The 18117-nt window shown below is 66.9% G+C and carries 7 protein-coding genes; all 7 read right to left on the bottom strand.

Annotated elements, in window-relative coordinates; genetic code table 11:
• Positions 1–29: 29 nt before the first annotated feature.
• The 7 genes from LG3211_RS14575 to LG3211_RS14545 all read right to left on the bottom strand — a co-directional run bounded on the left by LG3211_RS14575 (position 30) and on the right by LG3211_RS14545 (position 18111).
• The gene (locus LG3211_RS14575) at positions 30–233 is read right to left on the bottom strand and encodes a hypothetical protein (protein WP_148648916.1); all 204 of its coding nucleotides are present in this window, start codon (positions 231–233) and stop codon (positions 30–32) included.
• A gap of 470 nt (positions 234–703) precedes the next feature.
• A complete protein-coding gene (locus LG3211_RS14570) occupies positions 704–2224 on the bottom strand; it encodes an MFS transporter (RefSeq protein ID WP_083512551.1) in 1521 nt (506 codons plus the stop codon).
• An 81-nt stretch (positions 2225–2305) separates the two neighbouring features.
• Positions 2306–3361, bottom strand: coding sequence for an MDR family NADP-dependent oxidoreductase (locus LG3211_RS14565; RefSeq protein ID WP_057943468.1), 1056 nt, complete (start codon positions 3359–3361; stop codon positions 2306–2308).
• Positions 3358–5091, bottom strand: a complete 1734-nt coding sequence (locus tag LG3211_RS14560; protein ID WP_057943467.1) for a phytoene desaturase family protein — start codon at positions 5089–5091, stop codon at positions 3358–3360. Before LG3211_RS14560 ends, LG3211_RS14565 begins: the two co-directional genes overlap by 4 nt.
• A gap of 23 nt (positions 5092–5114) precedes the next feature.
• Positions 5115–6836 carry a phytoene desaturase family protein gene (locus LG3211_RS14555; protein ID WP_083512550.1) on the bottom strand — a complete coding sequence of 574 codons (1722 nt, stop codon included), beginning with the start codon at positions 6834–6836 and terminating at the stop codon, positions 5115–5117.
• Between the two features lie 69 nt (positions 6837–6905).
• On the bottom strand, positions 6906–8651 hold the full coding sequence (locus LG3211_RS14550; protein ID WP_083512549.1) for a phytoene desaturase family protein: 1746 nt from the start codon (positions 8649–8651) through the stop codon (positions 6906–6908).
• Complete coding sequence (locus LG3211_RS14545) at positions 8641–18111, bottom strand: HSAF biosynthetic non-ribosomal peptide synthetase/polyketide synthase (protein ID WP_083512548.1); 9471 nt, start codon at positions 18109–18111, stop codon at positions 8641–8643. Before LG3211_RS14545 ends, LG3211_RS14550 begins: the two co-directional genes overlap by 11 nt.
• Positions 18112–18117: the final 6 nt, after the last annotated feature.

The raw sequence follows: 18117 nt of genomic DNA, 5'->3' as shown, positions 1-18117 counted from the left end.
CCCGATTCGCGGGCGCACGCCGCAGCGGGTCAGCGGCTGCGCGTGTTGTTGCTCGATTCCGGCCGCGGCGCCGGCCGCGCGAGCGCCGGTGTTTGCGCCGGTTTGTCGGTGCGCTTGGCTGGCGGCGGTGGGCATTCGGCAGGCGTCGCCGGCGCGGCCGGTTCGAAGTCGGCCACGGCGGTGAGTTGCGGAGGCTCGGCCGCGCCCGGGCCGCGCATTTGGCACGAGGGCATGAACGCGGCCGCGAGTACGCACGCTCCCGCGATCAACGCAGCCGCAGTCGGAGGCGTAAGCGCTACGCCGAGAGTCGTTTTCATGGAGTCCCGAGTCAAACTGCCGCACTGGGCGGCGATGCGCACTTAGGCGCTAATCGTTATGTGTTGCTGTTGGCAAGCCGCACCGATCCGCCTTGGTCCGTCTGGCGTTAACCCGGTCACGCTGCGCGGCATTGTCACGATACTGCAGCGTGTGGCGCCAGCTAGTAGTAACCCTAGCAACACTGCCGCACGAATGCGAGGGCCGCTGTTGCGAGTTTGTGTTTTTGCGGGACGAACGCCGCGGATGCGGGGACGAGTCGCGGGCCGAGGCGGCGCGGTGCGCGGGTGCTGCGCGCCGAGCCCGCCACTGCGCGATCGATGTCCCATGGACATCGGCGGAGGCAGACATGCGATGGCGGCGGTGATCACGCCATCGCCGCTATCGCTCAAGCCTCGGCCGAGGCCGTCGTGGCTTCCGGCTCGACCGGCCCGGCGCCGGCCGGCACCCGCAGGCGATTGGCGCGGATGCTCATGAACACCAGCGCGGCCAACAGCAGGCCCGCGGCGGCGGCGTAGAACAAACCGCCGAACGCGGCGCGGAACAACTCGCGCGCGGCCGGCGACAACTCCTGGCCGGCCAGCCGGCTCAGGCTTTCCGCGCCGGAGGCGCCGGGCGTCACGCCGATCCCGGCCTGGGCCAGGCGCAACAGGATCAAGGCCGTGCCGGCGGTCGCCACGACGGCGGTGCCGAGCGTGCGCGCGAAGGCCATGGCGCCGGTGACCACGCCCAGCTCGCGCGCCGGCGCCGCGTTCTGCGCGACGACATTGATGATCGCCGTGCTCGGGCCGATGCCCAGGCCGACGACGCCGAGCAGCAAGGACGCGGTCAGCGGCGTGAGTTGCTGCGCGAACGCGCCCATCGCCGCGAGCGCGGCGATGGCGATCGGAAACCCGAGCAGCACCGGGCCTTTGAAGTCGCCCGTGCGCGCCGCGTGGCGGCCGCCGAGCAGCGCGCTGATCGCGCCGCCCACCAAGGCCGGAATCAACAGCATGCCGGCGTGCGCCGCGCTCAGGCCCAGGCCGATCTGGTAGTACGCCGGCATCAGCACCGCCACCGCGATATAGAAACCGTAGGTCAGCAAGCCGACCAGCAAGGCCGGGCCGATCACCGCATGGCGCACGAACATCGGCGGGATCACCGGATCGGCGACCCGCGTCTGTCGCCAGGCGAAGGCGGCGCCGACCATCGCTGCGAACACGAACAGGCCCCACACCTGCGGCGAGGTCCAGGCATAACGTCCGCCGCCCCAGGTCAGGGCGAACAGGAACGCGGTGGTCGCGATGCCGAACAACAGCGTGCTCAGATAATCGATGCGCCCGCTGCGGCCGCCGGCGGTGAACGCACGCAGCCCGGGCCAGGCCACCCACAGCGCCAGCAGGCCGATCGGCAGATTGATCCAGAAGATCGCCCGCCATCCCAGCCAATCGGTCAAAACGCCGCCGAGCAGAGGCCCGACCAGACCCGCCACCGCCCAGACGATGGCGAAGTAACCGGCGAAGCGGCTGCGATCGCGCGGGCCGGCGATTTCCGCCACCGCCGCCTGGGCGACGATGATCAGGCCCGCGCCGCCGACGCCCTGCAAGGCGCGCGCGGCGACCAGCATCGGCATGCTGCCGGCGAGCGCGCACAATGCCGAGCCGAGCAGGAAGCCGCTCATGCACACCAGCAGCATGATCCGGCGTCCGTGCAGATCGCCGAGCTTGCCGATCACCGGCGTCGCCGCGGCGCTGGCGACCAGATAGGCCGAGATCGCCCAGCCCATCAGATCGAAGCGTTGCAGATCGCGCACGATCGCGGGCAGGGCGGTGGCGACCACGGTCTGTTCGATGGCGCCGAGAAACAGCGCCAGCATCAGGCCGGTCATCACTCGTCTGGAACCGGGCCGCGGGCTGGCGGAAGAGGGCATGGCAACGCTCGCATAAAGGCGCGCGGGTCTCGCGCGCCGCTGTCGAAGACGGGCGCGCGAGGCAGCGACGACGGAAGGGGATTACAGCTTGACCAGCACCTTGCCGCGATTGTTGGCGCCACCGGCGAACAGGCTCTGGTACGCCTGCGGAATCGCGTCGAAGCCTTCGCGGATGGTGTGCGCCGAACTGAGCTCGCGGCGCCGGATCATGCCGCCCAGGTCTTCGTGCAAGGCCTGCCAGTTGGGTTCGGTGAACCACTCCAGCGAGAAGATGCCGCGGATGGTCGCGCGCGGAAACATGATGTACGGCAACAGGCGCGGCCCGCTGTAGTCCTGTTCGACCTGGCTCGCCCACTGCCAGCACACCGCGACCTGGCTGCCGACGTTGAGCATCGAGAACACCACGTCGGTGACCATGCCGCCGATGCTGTCGAAGTATTTGTCCACGCCATCGGGCGCGGCCCGGCGCAGCGCTTCGTGCATCTTGTCGGCGGTATCGTTGGCCTTGTAATCGACGACCGCATCGAAGCCCAGCCCGCTGAGGTACTGCGCCTTTTCCGCCGAACCGGCGGTGCCGACCACGCGCGCGCCGGCGCGCTTGGCCATTTGCCCGACCAGGCTGCCGATCATGCCCGAGGCGCCGCTGATGACGATGGTGTCGCCGGGCTTGACCTGCATGAACTTGGTCAAGGTGCCCCACGCGGTCATGCCGGGGCCGCCCATCGCGCCGAGCGCGGTGGCCAGCGGCAGGGTGTCGTCGTAATGGGCCGGGTCGAGTTTGCGATAGGCCGGGAATACCATCGGAAAGGTACCGGTCTGCCAAAGCGCCGGCTTGCCGTCGCTGACCAAATGCGTCCGCCAACCCCCAAACCCTTGCAACAGATCGCCGGGCTTGAACGGCGCCTTCGCATCGGCGTCGATCACCTCCATGATCGAATCGGCGCCCATGTGATCGCCGATCGGCGTATCCAGGCAGATGCCCTGCAGATACGGATCGACCGACACGTACAAGGTCTTGAGCAGCATCTGCCCTTCGCCGAGGCGGACATCCAGATCTTCCTCGATCTTTTCGTAAATGCGGCCGGCATCGGGAACGCCCTCGACATGCTCGCGCACTACCCATTTTTCGATCTTCATGTGCTGGCGGTCCTGGTGGTGATGAGTTGCGGGAATCCGGCGGCGGGCGCGTAGGCCGGACGCGAGGGGCCGACCGGATGCACGTAGTGGGTCGGCGGCGGCGCGGTTTCGTCGATGCTGGCGTCGAAGTTCTTGCCGTCGTCCTTGCACACGAAGTGCATGACGTGGCGGCCGGCGGCGGCGGCGCGGATCAGCCCGCCGGTGGTGGCCCAAACGCCGGAGATATAGAAGTTCGACAGGCCGGGCATCACCGGGCCGTGCTTCTTGATTTCCTCTTCCATGGTCTCGCCGCTTTCCACGAACGGCTGCCAGCCCAGCACGGTGCCGTCGTAGTTGCCGGTGTAACGCACCTGGGTGAGCGGGCTGGAGACATCGCGCACGGTGATCGCGTCCTTCAGTCCGGGATAGCGCTTCTCCAGCAAGCGCACCATGGCGTTGCTGACCTTGCGCTTGGCGGCGTGGTACTCGTGGCCGCGCCGCACCGGCAGGGTGTGCAACTGCTCGCCCTTGCGCACGCGGCTGACCTGTTCGGGGCCTTCGTTGAGCGCGCGCCACGGCGCGATGTCGCAGAAGTAGGTGGCGTAGACGATGCTGTGATCCTTCGGCGCCAGCTCGGGATAGTGCTGGCTGCGGAACTGCACGTTGATGCTGGGATGGCGGATGCCGAGCATCTCCGCGGCTTCCTCTTCCTCCAGCAGATAGGTCGCGCACGGCTCGCCTTCCGGGAACGGCTTGTTGAGGCCTAGAAAGGTGATGAAGTACCCCGGAAAGACCATGTGCGGTTTTTCGATGGTCTCGGTGTAGAGCTTGCGGTAGGTGTCGTTGAGGTACTTGCCCTTGAGGAACTTCATCAAGGTGGTGTGGCCGTCTGCGGCGGAAACCACGATGTCGGAGAAGATCTCGCGGCCGTCGCTCAGGCGGATGCCGACGGCGCGATCGTTGTCGACCAGGATTTCCTCCACCTTGTGGTTGTAGTGCACTTCGCCGCCCAGGCGCCGGTAGCGCGCCTCGATCGACTTGGCCAGGCCCAGCGATCCGCCCTCGGGCACGCCCGCGGACAGGTTGGCGTGCGAGGCCAACTGGAAGTAGAACGGCAGCACCGGGAAGTTCTGGTGCTTTTCGTAGAGGATGAAGTTGAAGGCCTCGCGCAGGAACGGGTCCTTGAACCTGGCCGAATAATCGGTCATCAACACGCTGATCGACTTGCGGATCGCGTTGAAGTAGGGGATGAACGAAGCCAGCATCTTCCAGCGTTCCCAGCGCCCCATCAGCCCGACCGGCTTGAGGAAGGGATACACCGCCAGCGCCTTGCGGAAGCTGCGCAGGCCCTTTACGAAGTCGCGGATCAGCTTGGCGTCTTGCGGCGAATGCTCCAGCAGATGCGCTTCCAGGCGATCGGGATCGGAATAGAAGTACACGGTGCGGCCGTTGGCGCCGCGCACGATGTTGAACACGTCGAAGTGGCGCATCTGCTTGCCCTGCAGCGCGCCCAGTTCCATCCAGATCTGATGCATCTCGTTGCCCGGGCCGTTGCCGAGCAGCCAGCTGATGCAGCAGTCGAAGGTGAAATCTCCGCGCTCCCAGGCGGTGCAGCAGCCGCCGGGGATTTCGTGCATCTCGAAGATCTGCGTCTTGTAGCCGTTCATCTGCGCGTAGCAGCCGGTGGACAAGCCGCCCAGCCCCGCGCCGATGATGATCATGTTTTCTCTGTTGCCCAGCGTATGCGACATGGTCCTGGCTTCCTTAGGCTCGGTCAGACGGCGGAGACTTGGTCCAGCGCCGGCACGGCGTGGCGCGCGAGGGCCGGCCGTTCCGGGGGGGTTTTATCCAGTTGCGGGAAATGGCCGAGCTTTCCCGTATGCCAGGGGGCGGCAGCGACGCTTTCCGTGGCCTGGAACTCGCGGCCGATTTCCTTGCAGATGAACTGCATGACGAAGCGTCCCGAGGACGCGGCGCGGATCAATCCGCCCAGGCCGACCCACTGGCCGGCCATGTAGAAACCGCTCAGCCCCGGCAACTGCATGCGGCCCTTGTTGACCAGTTCGTTGGCCAGGTCTTCGGCGTCGCTGAAGGCCTTCCAGGCCAGGATGCTGCCGTTGCTGTTGCCGGTGTAGCGCTTGGTGGTAGCCGGCGTGCCGACATCCACCAGTTCGATGCGCTCGCCGATGCCCGGATAGCGTTTGTCCAGGAATTCGCGCACGAACTGCACGACCTGTTTCTTCTCGGCCCAGTAGCGCTTGCGATCTTCGCTGCGCAAGGTGCGCCAGTAGTTGAAATCGCTGAAGTAGGTGCAGTGGATCACCGAGCGGCCGGGCGGGGCGAAACCATCCGAGTAGCGCGAACGCAACTGCACCACGATGCTGTTCTGCAGGGCGCCGGGCAATCGCGCGCCTTCTTCCTCGCTGAGCATGTAGGTGGTGCTGTGCGAGTCGTCGGGATCGAAATCGCCGTGCAGGCCGACGAAGGCCGAGACCACCGCCGGAAACAGGATGCCCGGCTTGTTGAGCATTTCCTCGTACAGCGTGTCGATGGTGGGATTGGTGTACTTGCCTTCGAGCATGCCGTAGATGGTGGTGTGGCCGTCGGCGGCGGAGACCACGACATCGGCGTAATGGCGCGCGCCGCCCTTGAGCTCGACGCCGACCGCGCGGCCGTTCTCGACCAGGATGCGATCGACCCGGGCGCGATAAGTCATGATTCCGCCAAGCGCGTTGTAGCGCTCCTCGATCGAACGCGACAGGCCCAGCGAGCCGCCTTGCGGAAAGCCGGCGTTGTGGTTGTAAGCGCAGGCCATGTTGTAGAGGTAGGGCAGCAGCGGGAAACACTCCGGGTCCTGATAGAAAATGTTGCGGAACGCGCGCCGCAGCAGCGGGTCCTGGAACTTGTCCGCGAAGGCGTGCATCGGCGTGGCGGCGTTGCGCCAGAACAGGCGGAACGCCGGCAGGATCTCCCACAGAGTCTTGAGCTTCTCGCCTACGCTCTTGAGCGGATCGGGTTTCAGGAACGGGTACATCTCGATCTTGATGAAGCGGCGCAGGTCGGCGCAGAACGAGCGGATCAGCGCGTGATCGGCCGGCGAGATCTCCAGCAGATGGCGTTCGAGCCGGTCGGGATCGTTGTAGAAGATCACCGAGCGCCCGTTTTCGTCCGTCACTTTGTTGAACATGTCGAAGTCGCGCACGCTCTTGCCGTCGAGCGCGCCCAGTTCGCGCCAGATCTGATTCGCGTCGTTGCCCGCACCGGTGCCGATCAGCCATTCGATGCAGTAATCGAAGATATAGCCCTGGCGCGACCACGCCGTGCAGCAGCCGCCCGGCAATACGTGGGTTTCGAAGATGCGCGTGTCCATGCCGTTCATTTGGCCGTAGATGCCCGCGGCCATGCCGCTGACACCGCCGCCGATGACGATGACCCGCGGCCGCCCGTTCGCGCGCGGCGCGCGGTCGCTCCAGTCGGGGCCGCTGTCACGAGCCATGGGCGATGGCTCCGGTGGGGCGGCGAATGTCGGCGAAGCTTGGAATCATGAGTGCGGCCTCCTCGCGGCTCAGACGGCCGTTGCCGGCGCGAGCGCGGACAACGGCGGGGTTTCGACCAGGCGCAGCGGCCGCGCCGCGGTTTCCAGCGGCGGGTCCTTGTCCAGTTGCGGCAGATGGCCGAGCTTGTCGCGGTGCCACGGTTCGGTGTTGCCGCTTTCCCAGGCGCGGAACGGCACGCCGAGTTCCTCGCACAGGAAGCGCGCGGCGAAGCGGCCGCTGGAAGCGGCCTTGATCAGGCTGCCGCCGTTGATCCAGTGCCCGGCCATCGAGAAACCGCTCAGGCCTTGCAGGCGCATGCGGTCTTTCTTGATCAGGTCGGCGAGCAGATCGTCGGCGTCGGGCGATTTCCAGGCCAGAATCGCGCCCTTGTGGTTGCCGGTGTAGCGCTCGGTGGTGGCCGGCGTGCCGACATCGACCAGTTCGATGCGCTCACCGATGCCCGGGTATTTCTTTTCCAGGAACTCGCGCACGAACTGCGCCACCTCGCGCTTCTTCGCCCAGTACTGCTTGCGGTCGCTAATGCGAAGCGTCTTCCAATAGTCGTAGTCGCTGAAGTAGGTGCAGTGGATCACCGATTTTCCGGGCGGCGCGAAGCCGTCGGAATAGCGCGAGCGCAACTGCACCACGATGCTGCCCTGGTCGCCGCCGGGCAGCCGGGCGGCGTCGAGCTTGCTGAGCAGATACGTGGTGCTGTGCGATTCGCCGGCGGGGACGTCGCCTTCGAATCCGACGAAGGCCGAGACCACGCCGGGATAGCGTTCGCCCGGCCGGTGCAATACGTCGTTGAACAATTTGTCCAGGCGCGGATTGCTGTACTTGCCGTCGAGCAGATTGTGCAGGGTGAACACGCCGTCGCAGGCGGCGACGACGTGGTCGGAGTAATGGCGCTCGCCGTTCTTGAGTTCGACCCCGACCGCGCGCCCGTCCTCGATCAACACCCGATCCACCCGTGTGCGATAAGCGATATGCCCGCCCAGGCCGAGATAGCGTTCTTCGACCGAGCGCGACAGGCCGAGCGAGCCGCCCTGCGGAAAGCCGACGTTGTCGTTATGCGCCTCGGCCAGGTTGTACAGATACGGCAGCACCGCGAAGTTCTGCGGGTCCTGGAAGAACATGTTGCGAAAGCCGCGGCGCAGCAGCGGATCGGCGAAGCGATCCGCGTATGCGCCCATCTGCGCCGCGCCGGTGCGCCAGAACAGGCGGAACGCCGGCAGCACCTGGCGCAGCGTGGCCAGTTTCTCGCGCCAGGTTTCCAGCGGCGGCGGGGTCAGGAACGGATGCAGGGTCAGTTTGGCGAAACGGCGCAGATCGTCGCAGAAGGCCTTGATCAGCGGCGCATCGGCGGGCGAGACCTCGCGCAGATGTTGTTCCAGGCGATCGGGATCGTTGTAGAACCTGACCTCGCGGCCGTGCTCATCGACGACCTTGTTGAACAGCTCGAAGTTCTTGACCGTCTTGCCGTCGAGCGCGCCGAGCTCGCGCCAGACCTGATTGGCGTTGTTGCCCGGCGCGGTGCCGTTGAGCCACTCGATGCAGTAATCGAAGATGTAGCCCTTGCGCGACCACGCCGTGCAGCAGCCGCCCGGTAGCACGTGCTTTTCGAAGATGCGCGTGTCCAGCCCGCTCATCTGCCCGTAGCAGCCGGTGGCCATGCCGGCCATGCCGGCGCCGATGATGATCACCCGGGGCCTGGTGGCTGGGGCGCGCTCGCGCGCGCTCCAGTCGGGCCCGGGCCGCGCGGCGTCAGGCGGCATTGGTCTGCCCTCCCACCAGAATGTCGCGCGCCAAGGCCGCGTTGAGCGCGATGTAGTTGTGATCGAGCATGTCCGCGTGCTTGCCGAAGCCCTTGTAGACCTGGCTGCGCGTGGTCGAGCTGCCATGCCAGGTGCCGCGGTGGCCGGTGCCGTAGAACACCAGCTTGTCTTCGTCGGAGATCACGCTCACCGGCGCTGCGATCACGCCGATATTCGGGGTCTGGCTGCAGAAGCGGATGTAGTCCTTGGCCTGTTCAAGGGTTTCCTGCGCGACGATCTCCGAGCCGGTGTGCTTGCGCAGGTGCTCGGTGAGTTCGCGTTCGAAGGCTTCGAAATGCTCGTTGCCCAGTTCGAAGGATTCCGGGATGCGGTAGGAATCCATGATCACCACGTTGGGCACCTCGCGGCCGCGGCGTTCGAGTTCCTTCGCCACTTCGAAAGCCAGGTTGCCGCCGAGCGAATAGCCGAACAAGGTGCAATGGCCGTCGGGCGCGTGGATGCTTTCGATCAGGTCGGCGTAGCTGGCGATCTTTTCGTCGCCGAGTATGTAGTTGAACGATACGAACTCGTACTCGGGCATGTGCACGGCGAGCTGGCGATAGACCAGGCCGTGGCCGCCGGCCGGCGGGAAGCAGAAGATCGTCTGTTCGTGGCTGCGGCCCTGATTGAAGCGCAGGTACGGCTGGGCGCCGGCGACCCGGCCCAGGCTGATCGCCTCGACCGTCTTGGCCATGCCGTGCAGGGTGGTGACCTTGAACAACTGGCTGACCGCGATGGCGATGTTGAACTCGGTCTGCAGGTTGTAGATCAGTTCGATCAGCTTGATCGAGCTGCCGCCGACTTCGAAGAAATCGTGCTGCAGGCCGACCTGCTCCAGGCCCAGCAACTGCTTCCAGTGTTCGGCCATGCGCACTTCGTACAAGGTCACCGGCGCTTCGAACTCGGCCTGCGCGTCGTTGCCGTCCGGCGCCGGCAACGCGGCCAGATCGACCTTGCCGTTGGCCGACAGCGGGAACGCGTCGAGCTGCACGTAGTGGGTCGGGATCATGAAGGTCGGCAGGTACGCGGCCAGGTGCTCGCGCAGCGCACGCCAGTTCAAGCGCTCGCCCTCGTTCGCAGCGATGCAATAGGCGCACAGCGCGGTCTCGCCGTTGGCGTCCTCGCGCACGCTGATCACGGTCTGGCCGATCGCCGGCCACGCCGCCAACTGCGATTCGATCTCGCCGATTTCCACGCGATGCCCGCGCACCTTGACCTGATTGTCGGCGCGGCCGATCAACTGCACTTCGCCGTCGGCGCTCCAGCGCGCGAGGTCGCCGCTGCGATACACCCGCCGCGGCTGCCCGCCGCGGCCCAGCGGCAATTCGCGGAAACGCTGCGCGGTCTGTTCGTCGTCGCCGACATAGCCGGCGCTGACGCCGCTGCCGCCGATCCACAACTCGCCCGGCACGCCGGCCGGCACCGGCTGTTGATGAGCATCCAGGATGTACAGCGCGCTGTTGGGGAAGGCGCGGCCGATCGGTACCATGCGGCTGGCTTCCAGATCGGCGGCATCGCCTTCGAAGTAAGTGCTGTCGATGGTCGCTTCGCTGAGGCCGTAGGAGTTGATCACCCGCGTATCGGCGCCGGCCAGTGCGCGCAGGCGCCGGTATTCCTCGACCTTCCACACGTCCGAGCCGACGATCAGCAGGCGCATGAAGTCCAGGCGCTTGCCTTCGCGCTCGCAGTAGTCCATCACCCCGCGCACCACCGCCGGCACGAATTCGCCCGCATCGACGCGCTGGTCGAGCATGATCTGGTACAGGCGCTGGGTGTTGAACAACAGCTCGCGGGTGATCAGCACCAGGGTGCTGCCCGAGCACAGGGCGCGGACCAGATCGCCGGCGAACACGTCGAAGGAGAAGCTCGCCATCTGCAGATGCGCGCGGGTTTCGTCCAATCGGTACTCGCGCTCCCAGCCCGCGTAGGCGGAGGCCAGGTTAGCGTGGGTCACGCGCACCGCCTTGGGCTTGCCGGTCGAGCCGGAGGTGTAGATCACGTACGCGGTGTGATTCATCTCGACCGGGAAATCCACCGGCGAGGCATCGGTGTCGGCGTCGGCGATCAGGTGCAGATCGTCGGGCGTGAGCACTTCGCCGTTCCAGCCAGCCAAACGTTCGCGGCGTTCCTCATCGACCACCGCGAACTGCGCGCCGGCATGGCTGGCCATGTAGGCCAGTCGCTCCGAGGGATAGTCCGGGTCCAGCGGCAGATACGCGCCGCCGGCCTTGAGCACGGCGAGCAGGATAACGATGAGTTCCGGCGACTTGTCCAGGCACAGGGCCACCACCGCGCCGTCGCGCACGCCCAACTCGCGCAGCTTGCGCGCCAGGCGGTTGGAGCGGCGTTCCAGTTCGCCGTAGCTGAGCTGGCGGGTGTCGCCCGATTCGCTCGGCGCTGTCACCGCGATGCTGTCGGGCTTGGCCTTGGCGATCTGCGCGATCAGCCGATGCACCGGACGCGCGGCGTCGGCGAGTTCCTCCGCGCCGCTCCAGTGTTCCAGCACCGTGCGGCGTTCGTCGGCGCCGAGCAACTGCAGTTGCGCGATCGAACTGTCGGCCGGCGCGCGGGTCAGTTCGTCGAGCAGGTTGACGTAGTGGCTGGCCAGCCGCTGCACGGTCTGGGCGTGGAACAGGTCGGTGTTGTACTTGAACACGCAATGGAAGCGCTGGTCGGCTTCGTCCTCGTAGGCCGACAGGGTGAGGTCGAACTGGCCTTCTTCTTCCGGCAGTTCGATGTACTCCAGACGGTAGCCGTACTTCTCCGTGGCGACCTTGTGCGAGAGCAGGATGAACATGGCCTGGAACACCGCCGAGCGGCTCGGGTCGTGCTGCAGGCCCAGCTTCTCGACCAGCAGCACGAACGGATACTCCTGGTTGTCCAAGCCGTTGAGCACGATCTGCTGCACCTGGGCGAGGATTTCCGAGATGCTCGGCTGCGCCGCCAGATTCACGTGCAGCGGCAGCGGATTGACGAAATAGCCGTAGACCTGCGCGAACTCTTCCTGAGTGCGCCCCATCACCGGGCTGCCGACGATCACGTCGTCCTGGCCGGTGTAGCGGTGCAGCAGGATGTAGTACGCGCTCAGCAGGACCATGAACACGGTCACGCCGTTCTCGCGCGCCAGGCTGTGGATGCGCGCGCTGAGCTCGGTGTCGAGGGTGAAGAACTCCGAGGCGCCGTTGTGGGTCTGCACGATCGGACGCGGCTTGTCGGTCGGCAGGGCCAGGATCGGCACCTGCTCGGGCAGGTGATCGCGCCAGTAGCTGAGCATCTTGGCCGCGTCGCGCCCGGCCAGGAACTTGTTCTGCCAATTGAGGAAGTCCAGGTACTTGGAGCGCACCGGCGCCAGTTCGACTTTTTCGCCGCGGCGCAGGCCTTCGTACACCGCCAGCAGTTCTTCGATGAAGGTGAAGGTGGAGATCGCGTCCGAGATGATGTGATGGACGGCCTTCATGATCACCCAGCGATCCTTGCCGCGCTTGAACAAGCGAAAGCGCACCAGCGCATCGTGTTCCAGGTCGTAAGGCTTGCGGTACTCGCGGATGATCTGCTGGTAGATCTCGTCCCAGCTCCTGTCCTGGGCGTCGAACAGGGCGATGTCGTACTTGCCCTCGGCGGAGATCTTCTGCACCGCCTGGCCCTGGTCGAGCATGAAGTTGGCGCGCAGGCTGGGATGGCGCGCGATCAGCACGCGCACCGCCGCGAACATCAGCTCAGGTTCCAGTTCGGCGCGCACTTCCACCGCGCCGCCGATGTTGTACGCGAAGCCGTCCGGATTGAGCTGTTTGAGGAACCACAGCGCGTTCTGGTTCTGGGTCAGCGGATAGCGGGTGTCGTCGGTGTGGGCGATGAACTGAGAGGAACCGTCGTCCTGGCCGTCGGCCGCGACCAGTTCGATCAGCGCGGCATGCAGTTGTTCGCCGAGCGTGCCGATCGAGGAACTGCTGAGCAAGGTCACCACCGGCAGCGCGACCTTCAGTTCGGTGTGGATGCGCGCGCGCAGTTCCATCGCCAGCAGTGAATCCAGGCCGAGCGCGTTGAGGCTGGCGTCGGTGTCGATCTGTTCGTGCTTGATCCGCATGACCTGGGCGATCAGGCCGTGGAAGCGCTCGTTGAGGAGGTTCCAGCGCGTGTCGGCGTCGGCGTCGCGGAAGGCTTCCACGAAGCTGCCGTGTTCGTTGCTGCCGCTGCCGGCGCCGTGCTTGGCCAGCTCGACCACCAGCGGCGGCGGCGAGGCGTACCAGGCCAGGAAGATCGGCCAATCGACCACGGTCGCGACCAGCAGCTGTGCGCGATCCTGGCCGATCACGCGTTCGAGCACGTCCATGCCCGCATCGGGCGACAGCGAGCTCATACCGCGGCTGTTGCGGTAATGGTCGATCAGGCCGAGCTCTTCGATCATGCCGGTCGCCCACGGGCCCCAGTCCAGCGCCAGCGCCGGCAGTCCCTGCGCGCGGCGATGGTGGGCGAGGGCGTCGAGGAAGGCGTTGCCGGCGGCGTAATTGCTCTGGCCGGCGGTGGTGACCAGGGACGCGATCGAAGCGAACAGCACGAAATGTTCCAGCGGCTGATCGGCCAGGTACTTGTGCAGCAGCCAGCCGCCGACGACTTTCGGATCGTAGACGGTGTCGAAAGTCTCGCGTTCCATTTCCGCCAGCAAGGTGTCGCGCACTTGCCCGGCCAGATGGAAGGCGCCGCGGATCGGCGGCAGGTCGCGCTGGCGGTAATCGGCCAGCCAGCCGCGCAGCGCGCCTTCGTCGGTGATGTCGAGCTGGGCCAGGATCGGCTCGGCGCCGAGGCGTTCGAGTTCCTTGAGGAAGCGCACGTTGCGGCCGACGGTGGTGTCGGCTTCGGTATCGCGCCATTGCGCGCGCGGCGGCAGTTTGCTGCGGCCGACCAGGATCAGTTTGCGCGCGCCGCGCTTGACCAGGGTGCGGCAGAGCAGGCGGCCCAGCGCGCCGAACGCGCCGGTGATCAAGTAGGCGCCATCGCTGCGCAAGCGCAGCGGCAGCGGCTTGGTCAGTTCCGCCGCCGGCAACAGGCGGCTGGTGTAGCGCTTGCCGTCGCGCAGGGCGATCTCGTCTTCGTCGATCGACAACACCTCGCGACGCAGCAGCGCCGCTTCGCCGACGCGCACGGTCGGATCGTTGTCGGCGACAAGGGGCAGATCGATCAGCTTGCCGCGCTGGCCGACCAATTCCTGGTACCACAGCACCCGGCCGATGCCCCAGGCCGGCGCGCCCAGCGGCTCGACCGCGTCGCCGCGCGCGACCGCCTGGGTGCCGCGGGTGACGATGTGCAGACGGCCGTGCGGATGCGAGGACGCCAGCGCCTGGCTCAGCGCGATCAGCGAATACGCGCCGCGGCTGTTGCCGCTGTGCAGTGCGCGCGCGTCGATCTCATCGAGCGTGGGCTGATCCAGATTCCACAGATGCACGATCGTGCCGAAGCGGCCGTTGCCGGTCTTGTTCAGATCGGCGAACAGGCGCTGCAGGTCCTTGCTCGCGCCGGGCGTGACCGACGATTCGCGAAGGTCTTTCTCCAGTTTGTAGCGCTTGCCCGGCCGCACCAGATGCACGCGCTCGCCACGCTGCACGGCCAGCGCGGCGAGTTCGTCGCCCAGGCCTTGTTCGTCGGCGAAGATCAGCCAGCCGTCGGTCTCGCCGGCCTCGGCCGAATCGGCCGCGTCGGTGCTTCGCTCGATCCACTGCACGTCGGCCAGCCAGTTGTCGATCGTGCTCAGGCTGACCTTGGCCGAGGCGTTCTCGACATTGGCCGCGCGGAAGCCGCCGACGCGGCCGAGCGGGGCGCCGTGTTCGTCGTAGACGTGGATATCGCCGATGAGCTCGTCGCCGCCATCAAAGGTGATCAGCGCATGCACCCACAGCGCGCGGTCGCCGATGGCGTCGGTGCGCACTTCCTGGATCGACAGCGGCAGGCGGATGCCGCTGTCGTCGGCGTCGCCGCTCTGGCGCTTGAGGATCTGCGGCGTCAGCAGCGCCTGGAAGCAGGCGTCGAGCATGGCCGGATGGAAGTGATGATCGGCCGCGCCGCCTTGCAGTTGCTCGGTCGGCACGATCCGCGCCAGCGCTTCGCCGTGGCCGACCCAGACTTCCTCGATGCCCTGGAACGCCGGGCCGTAGTGATAGCCCATCGCCGCCAGCGCGTCGTAGCAGGCCGAACGCGCCAGATACAGCGGGCTGCGTTCGCGCACCGCGCGCGCATCCAGCGCCGGGCCGGGGCGCTGGCCCTGGCTGGCGCGGACGCTGCCGGCGGCGTGCACGGTGCGGTCCAGGCCGTCGGCGCTCAGGGTCGAGACGTTGAAGCCGGCGCCGTCGGAGGAGAACGACAACTGCACGCTGGCCGCTTCGCTGTCGGGCAGGAACAAGGCCTTGCGCAGTTCGATGTCGGCGATCGCCGCCGAAGCGCCGCCGGTCATCGCGCGCACCGCCTGCGCGGCCATTTCGATGTAGCCCGCGGCCGGGAACAGCACGTTGCCCTGGATGCGGTGATCCTGCAGATACGGCAGGTGTTCGGCGTCGAGCTTGGCTTCCCAGGTCGGCTCGGCATTGGCCATGCGCCGGCCCAGCAGCGGATGATCGAGCTGGCCCAGGCGGATCTGTTCGACCGGACGCGGCTCGACCCAGTAGCGATCGCGCTTGAACGGATAACGCGGCAGGGTGACGTGGCGGCCGCGCGGATGCAGCGCGTTCCAGTCGATCGCCAGGCCCAGGTTGTGCAAGGTCGCCAGCGAGGCGGTGAAGCGCGCGGCCTCGTCTTCCTGGCGGCGGATCGAGGGGACGCTCTTGGCGCTGAGGCCGCGCGCGGCGAAGCATTCGTTGATCGAATGGCCCAGCACCGGATGCGGGCCGATTTCCAGGAACAGGTCGAAGCCGTCGTCGGCCATCTGATCGATGGCGGCGCGGAAGCCGACGCTGTTGCGCACGTTCTCCCACCAGTAGCCAGCGTCGAGCTCATGACCCTGGGCGATGCCCGGCTTGGCGGTCATGTACAGCGGCAACTGCGCCGGATGCGGCGCCAGCCCGTCCAGGCACTGCAGCAATTCGTCCTTGATCAGATCCATCTTGGCGCTGTGGTACGGCACGCGCACGGTCAGGAACTTGGCGAACAACTGCTCGGCCTGCAGCTTGGCGGCCAGTTCGGCCAGCGCGTCCTGATCGCCGGCCAGGGTGATCGCGGTGGGGCTGTTCACCGCCGCCACCGAGACGCGATCGCCGTACGGCTTCACCCGCTTGAGCGCTTCGGCCTCGGTCAGACTGACGGCGAGCATGCTGCCGGTATCGACCAGTTTCTGCTGCAGGCGGCTGCGGTGCACGACCACTTTCACCGCTTGTTCCAGGGTGTAGACGCCGGCGGCGTAGAACGCGGCGACCTCGCCGGTGCTATGGCCGACGATGGCGTCGGGCACGATGCCCTTGGCGCGCCACATCGCCGCCAGCGCGATCTGCACGGCGAAGTTCGCCGGCTGCGCCAGCCAGGTGTCGCTCATCTGCGAATCGGCTTCGGCGGCGTTCATTTCCTTGATCAACGACCAGTCCACGTGCTTGGACAGTTCGCGATCGCATTGCTCGATCACCTCGCGGTAGATCGGATCGTTGTCGAACAACTGCCGGCCCATCGCCCACCACTGCGGGCCCATGCCGGTGAACACCCAGGCCAGCTTCGGCGCCGCGGTGCCGCGGCGTTCGTCGGCGATGATGTGCGGATGCGCTTCGCCGGCTTCGAACGCGGCCAGACGCTCGTCGAGCGCGGCGCGGCTGTCGTAGACGAAGGACAACCGCGCATCCAGATGCTGGCGGCGATGGGCGAGGGTGTAACCCAGGTCCTGCAGCGAGATCGCATCCTCGCCGCCGCGCGCCAGTTCCTTGCGGATACCGGCGACCAACTCGGGGAACGCGGCCGCGTCGCGCGCGGTCAGCGGCAGGATGTTGTAGGCGCCGCTGGCGGTGGCCGGCTGCGCGTCCTGCGTTTGCGCCGCGGCCTGCGCGCTCTCGCGCAACGGCGCTTCTTCCAGCAACACATGCGCGTTGGTGCCGCCGAAGCCGAACGAATTGACGCCGGCGCGCGCCGGGCCTTCGTGTTCGGGCCAGGCGGTGACCTGGGTCGGGATCTCGTACGGCATCGAGGCCAGATCGATGTCGGGATTGATCGTGTTGAGGTTGATGTGCGGCGGAATCGTCTTGTGCTTGAGCGCCAGCGCGGTCTTGATCAGACCGGCGACGCCGGCGGCGGCTTCGGTGTGGCCGATGTTGGTCTTGACCGAACCGACATAGCACTTGTCGCCGGGCTTGCGCCCGATCGCCAGCGCGCGGCCCAGCGCCCGGGCTTCGATCGGATCGCCGACCGGCGTCGAGGTGCCGTGCGCTTCCATGTACTGCAGGCTGCCCGGTTCGATGCCGGCCTCTTCGCACACGCGCTTGATCAGCGCGACCTGCGCATCGGGATTGGGCACGGTGATGCCGTTGCTGTGGCCGTCCTGGTTGACGCCGGTGCCGACGATCACCGCATAGATCGGATCGCCGTCGCGCAACGCGTCGTCCAGGCGCTTGAGCGCGACGATGCCCACGCCCTCGGCGCGCACGTAGCCGTTGGCGGCGGCGTCGAAGGTGCGCGACTTGCCTTCCGGCGACAGGAACCCGCCCTTGGTTTCGGCGATGGTGTATTGCGGCGTCATGTGCAGCAGGGTGCCGCCGGCCAGCGCCAGACTGGTCTCGCGCCGGCGCAGGCTGTGGCAGGCCAGGTGCACGGCGACCAGCGAGGAACTGCAGGCGGTGTCGATCGACAAGCTGGGGCCGCGGAAGTCGAAGCAGTACGAGATGCGGTTCGACGCCATCGTCATCATCGTGCCGGTGGCGGTGTGCGCGGCCAGCGTCTCGAAGCTCAGGTCGGCGAACTGGACGATCTTGTAGTCCAGGGTGAAGGCGCCGACGAACACGCCGATGTCCTGGCCGGCGAGCTGGCCGGGCCTGAGGCCGCCGTCTTCCAGCGCCTCCCACGACACTTCCAGCAGCTTGCGTTGCTGCGGGTCCATGTAGTCGGCTTCGCGCGGGCTGATGCCGAAGAAGGCCGGATCGAATTCGTCGAAGCCGTCGATGTAGCCGCCGCGCCCGCCGACTAACCGGCCGGGCTTGCTCTTGTCGCTGCTGCCCAGCGTGCGCACGTCGTAGCGGTTGAGCGGAGTCGCGCTCAGGCAGTCCTTGCCTTCGATCAGGTTCTGCCAGAACGCGCGATGGTCCGACGCGCCGCCGGGCAGGCGGCAGCCGATGCCTACGATGGCGATGCGGTCTTCGGCCGCGGCCGGCGCGGCGTCGTGGCCTGCGCCCTGGGCCGCGGCCTGCGAAGCGGCGTCATTGCTCGGAGCCTCGCTGGAGGTGGGCTTCTTGCTGGAGTCCGTCATGATCGA

This window comes from Lysobacter gummosus (assembly GCF_001442805.1).
Classification (GTDB): Bacteria; Pseudomonadota; Gammaproteobacteria; order Xanthomonadales; family Xanthomonadaceae; genus Lysobacter; species Lysobacter gummosus.
This window is presented reverse-complemented; position numbering and strand designations above follow the sequence as displayed.

What these genes read in the sequence shown, in the direction of transcription:
- LG3211_RS14545 (WP_083512548.1), bottom strand. Translation starts at nt 18,111, where the DNA reads ATGACGGACTCCAGCAAGAAGCCCACCTCCAGCGAGGCTCCGAGCAAT.
- LG3211_RS14560 (WP_057943467.1), bottom strand. Translation starts at nt 5,091, where the DNA reads ATGTCGCATACGCTGGGCAACAGAGAAAACATGATCATCATCGGCGCG.
- LG3211_RS14575 (WP_148648916.1), bottom strand. Translation starts at nt 233, where the DNA reads ATGCCCTCGTGCCAAATGCGCGGCCCGGGCGCGGCCGAGCCTCCGCAA.
- LG3211_RS14570 (WP_083512551.1), bottom strand. Translation starts at nt 2,224, where the DNA reads ATGCCCTCTTCCGCCAGCCCGCGGCCCGGTTCCAGACGAGTGATGACC.
- LG3211_RS14555 (WP_083512550.1), bottom strand. Translation starts at nt 6,836, where the DNA reads ATGGCTCGTGACAGCGGCCCCGACTGGAGCGACCGCGCGCCGCGCGCG.
- LG3211_RS14550 (WP_083512549.1), bottom strand. Translation starts at nt 8,651, where the DNA reads ATGCCGCCTGACGCCGCGCGGCCCGGGCCCGACTGGAGCGCGCGCGAG.
- LG3211_RS14565 (WP_057943468.1), bottom strand. Translation starts at nt 3,361, where the DNA reads ATGAAGATCGAAAAATGGGTAGTGCGCGAGCATGTCGAGGGCGTTCCC.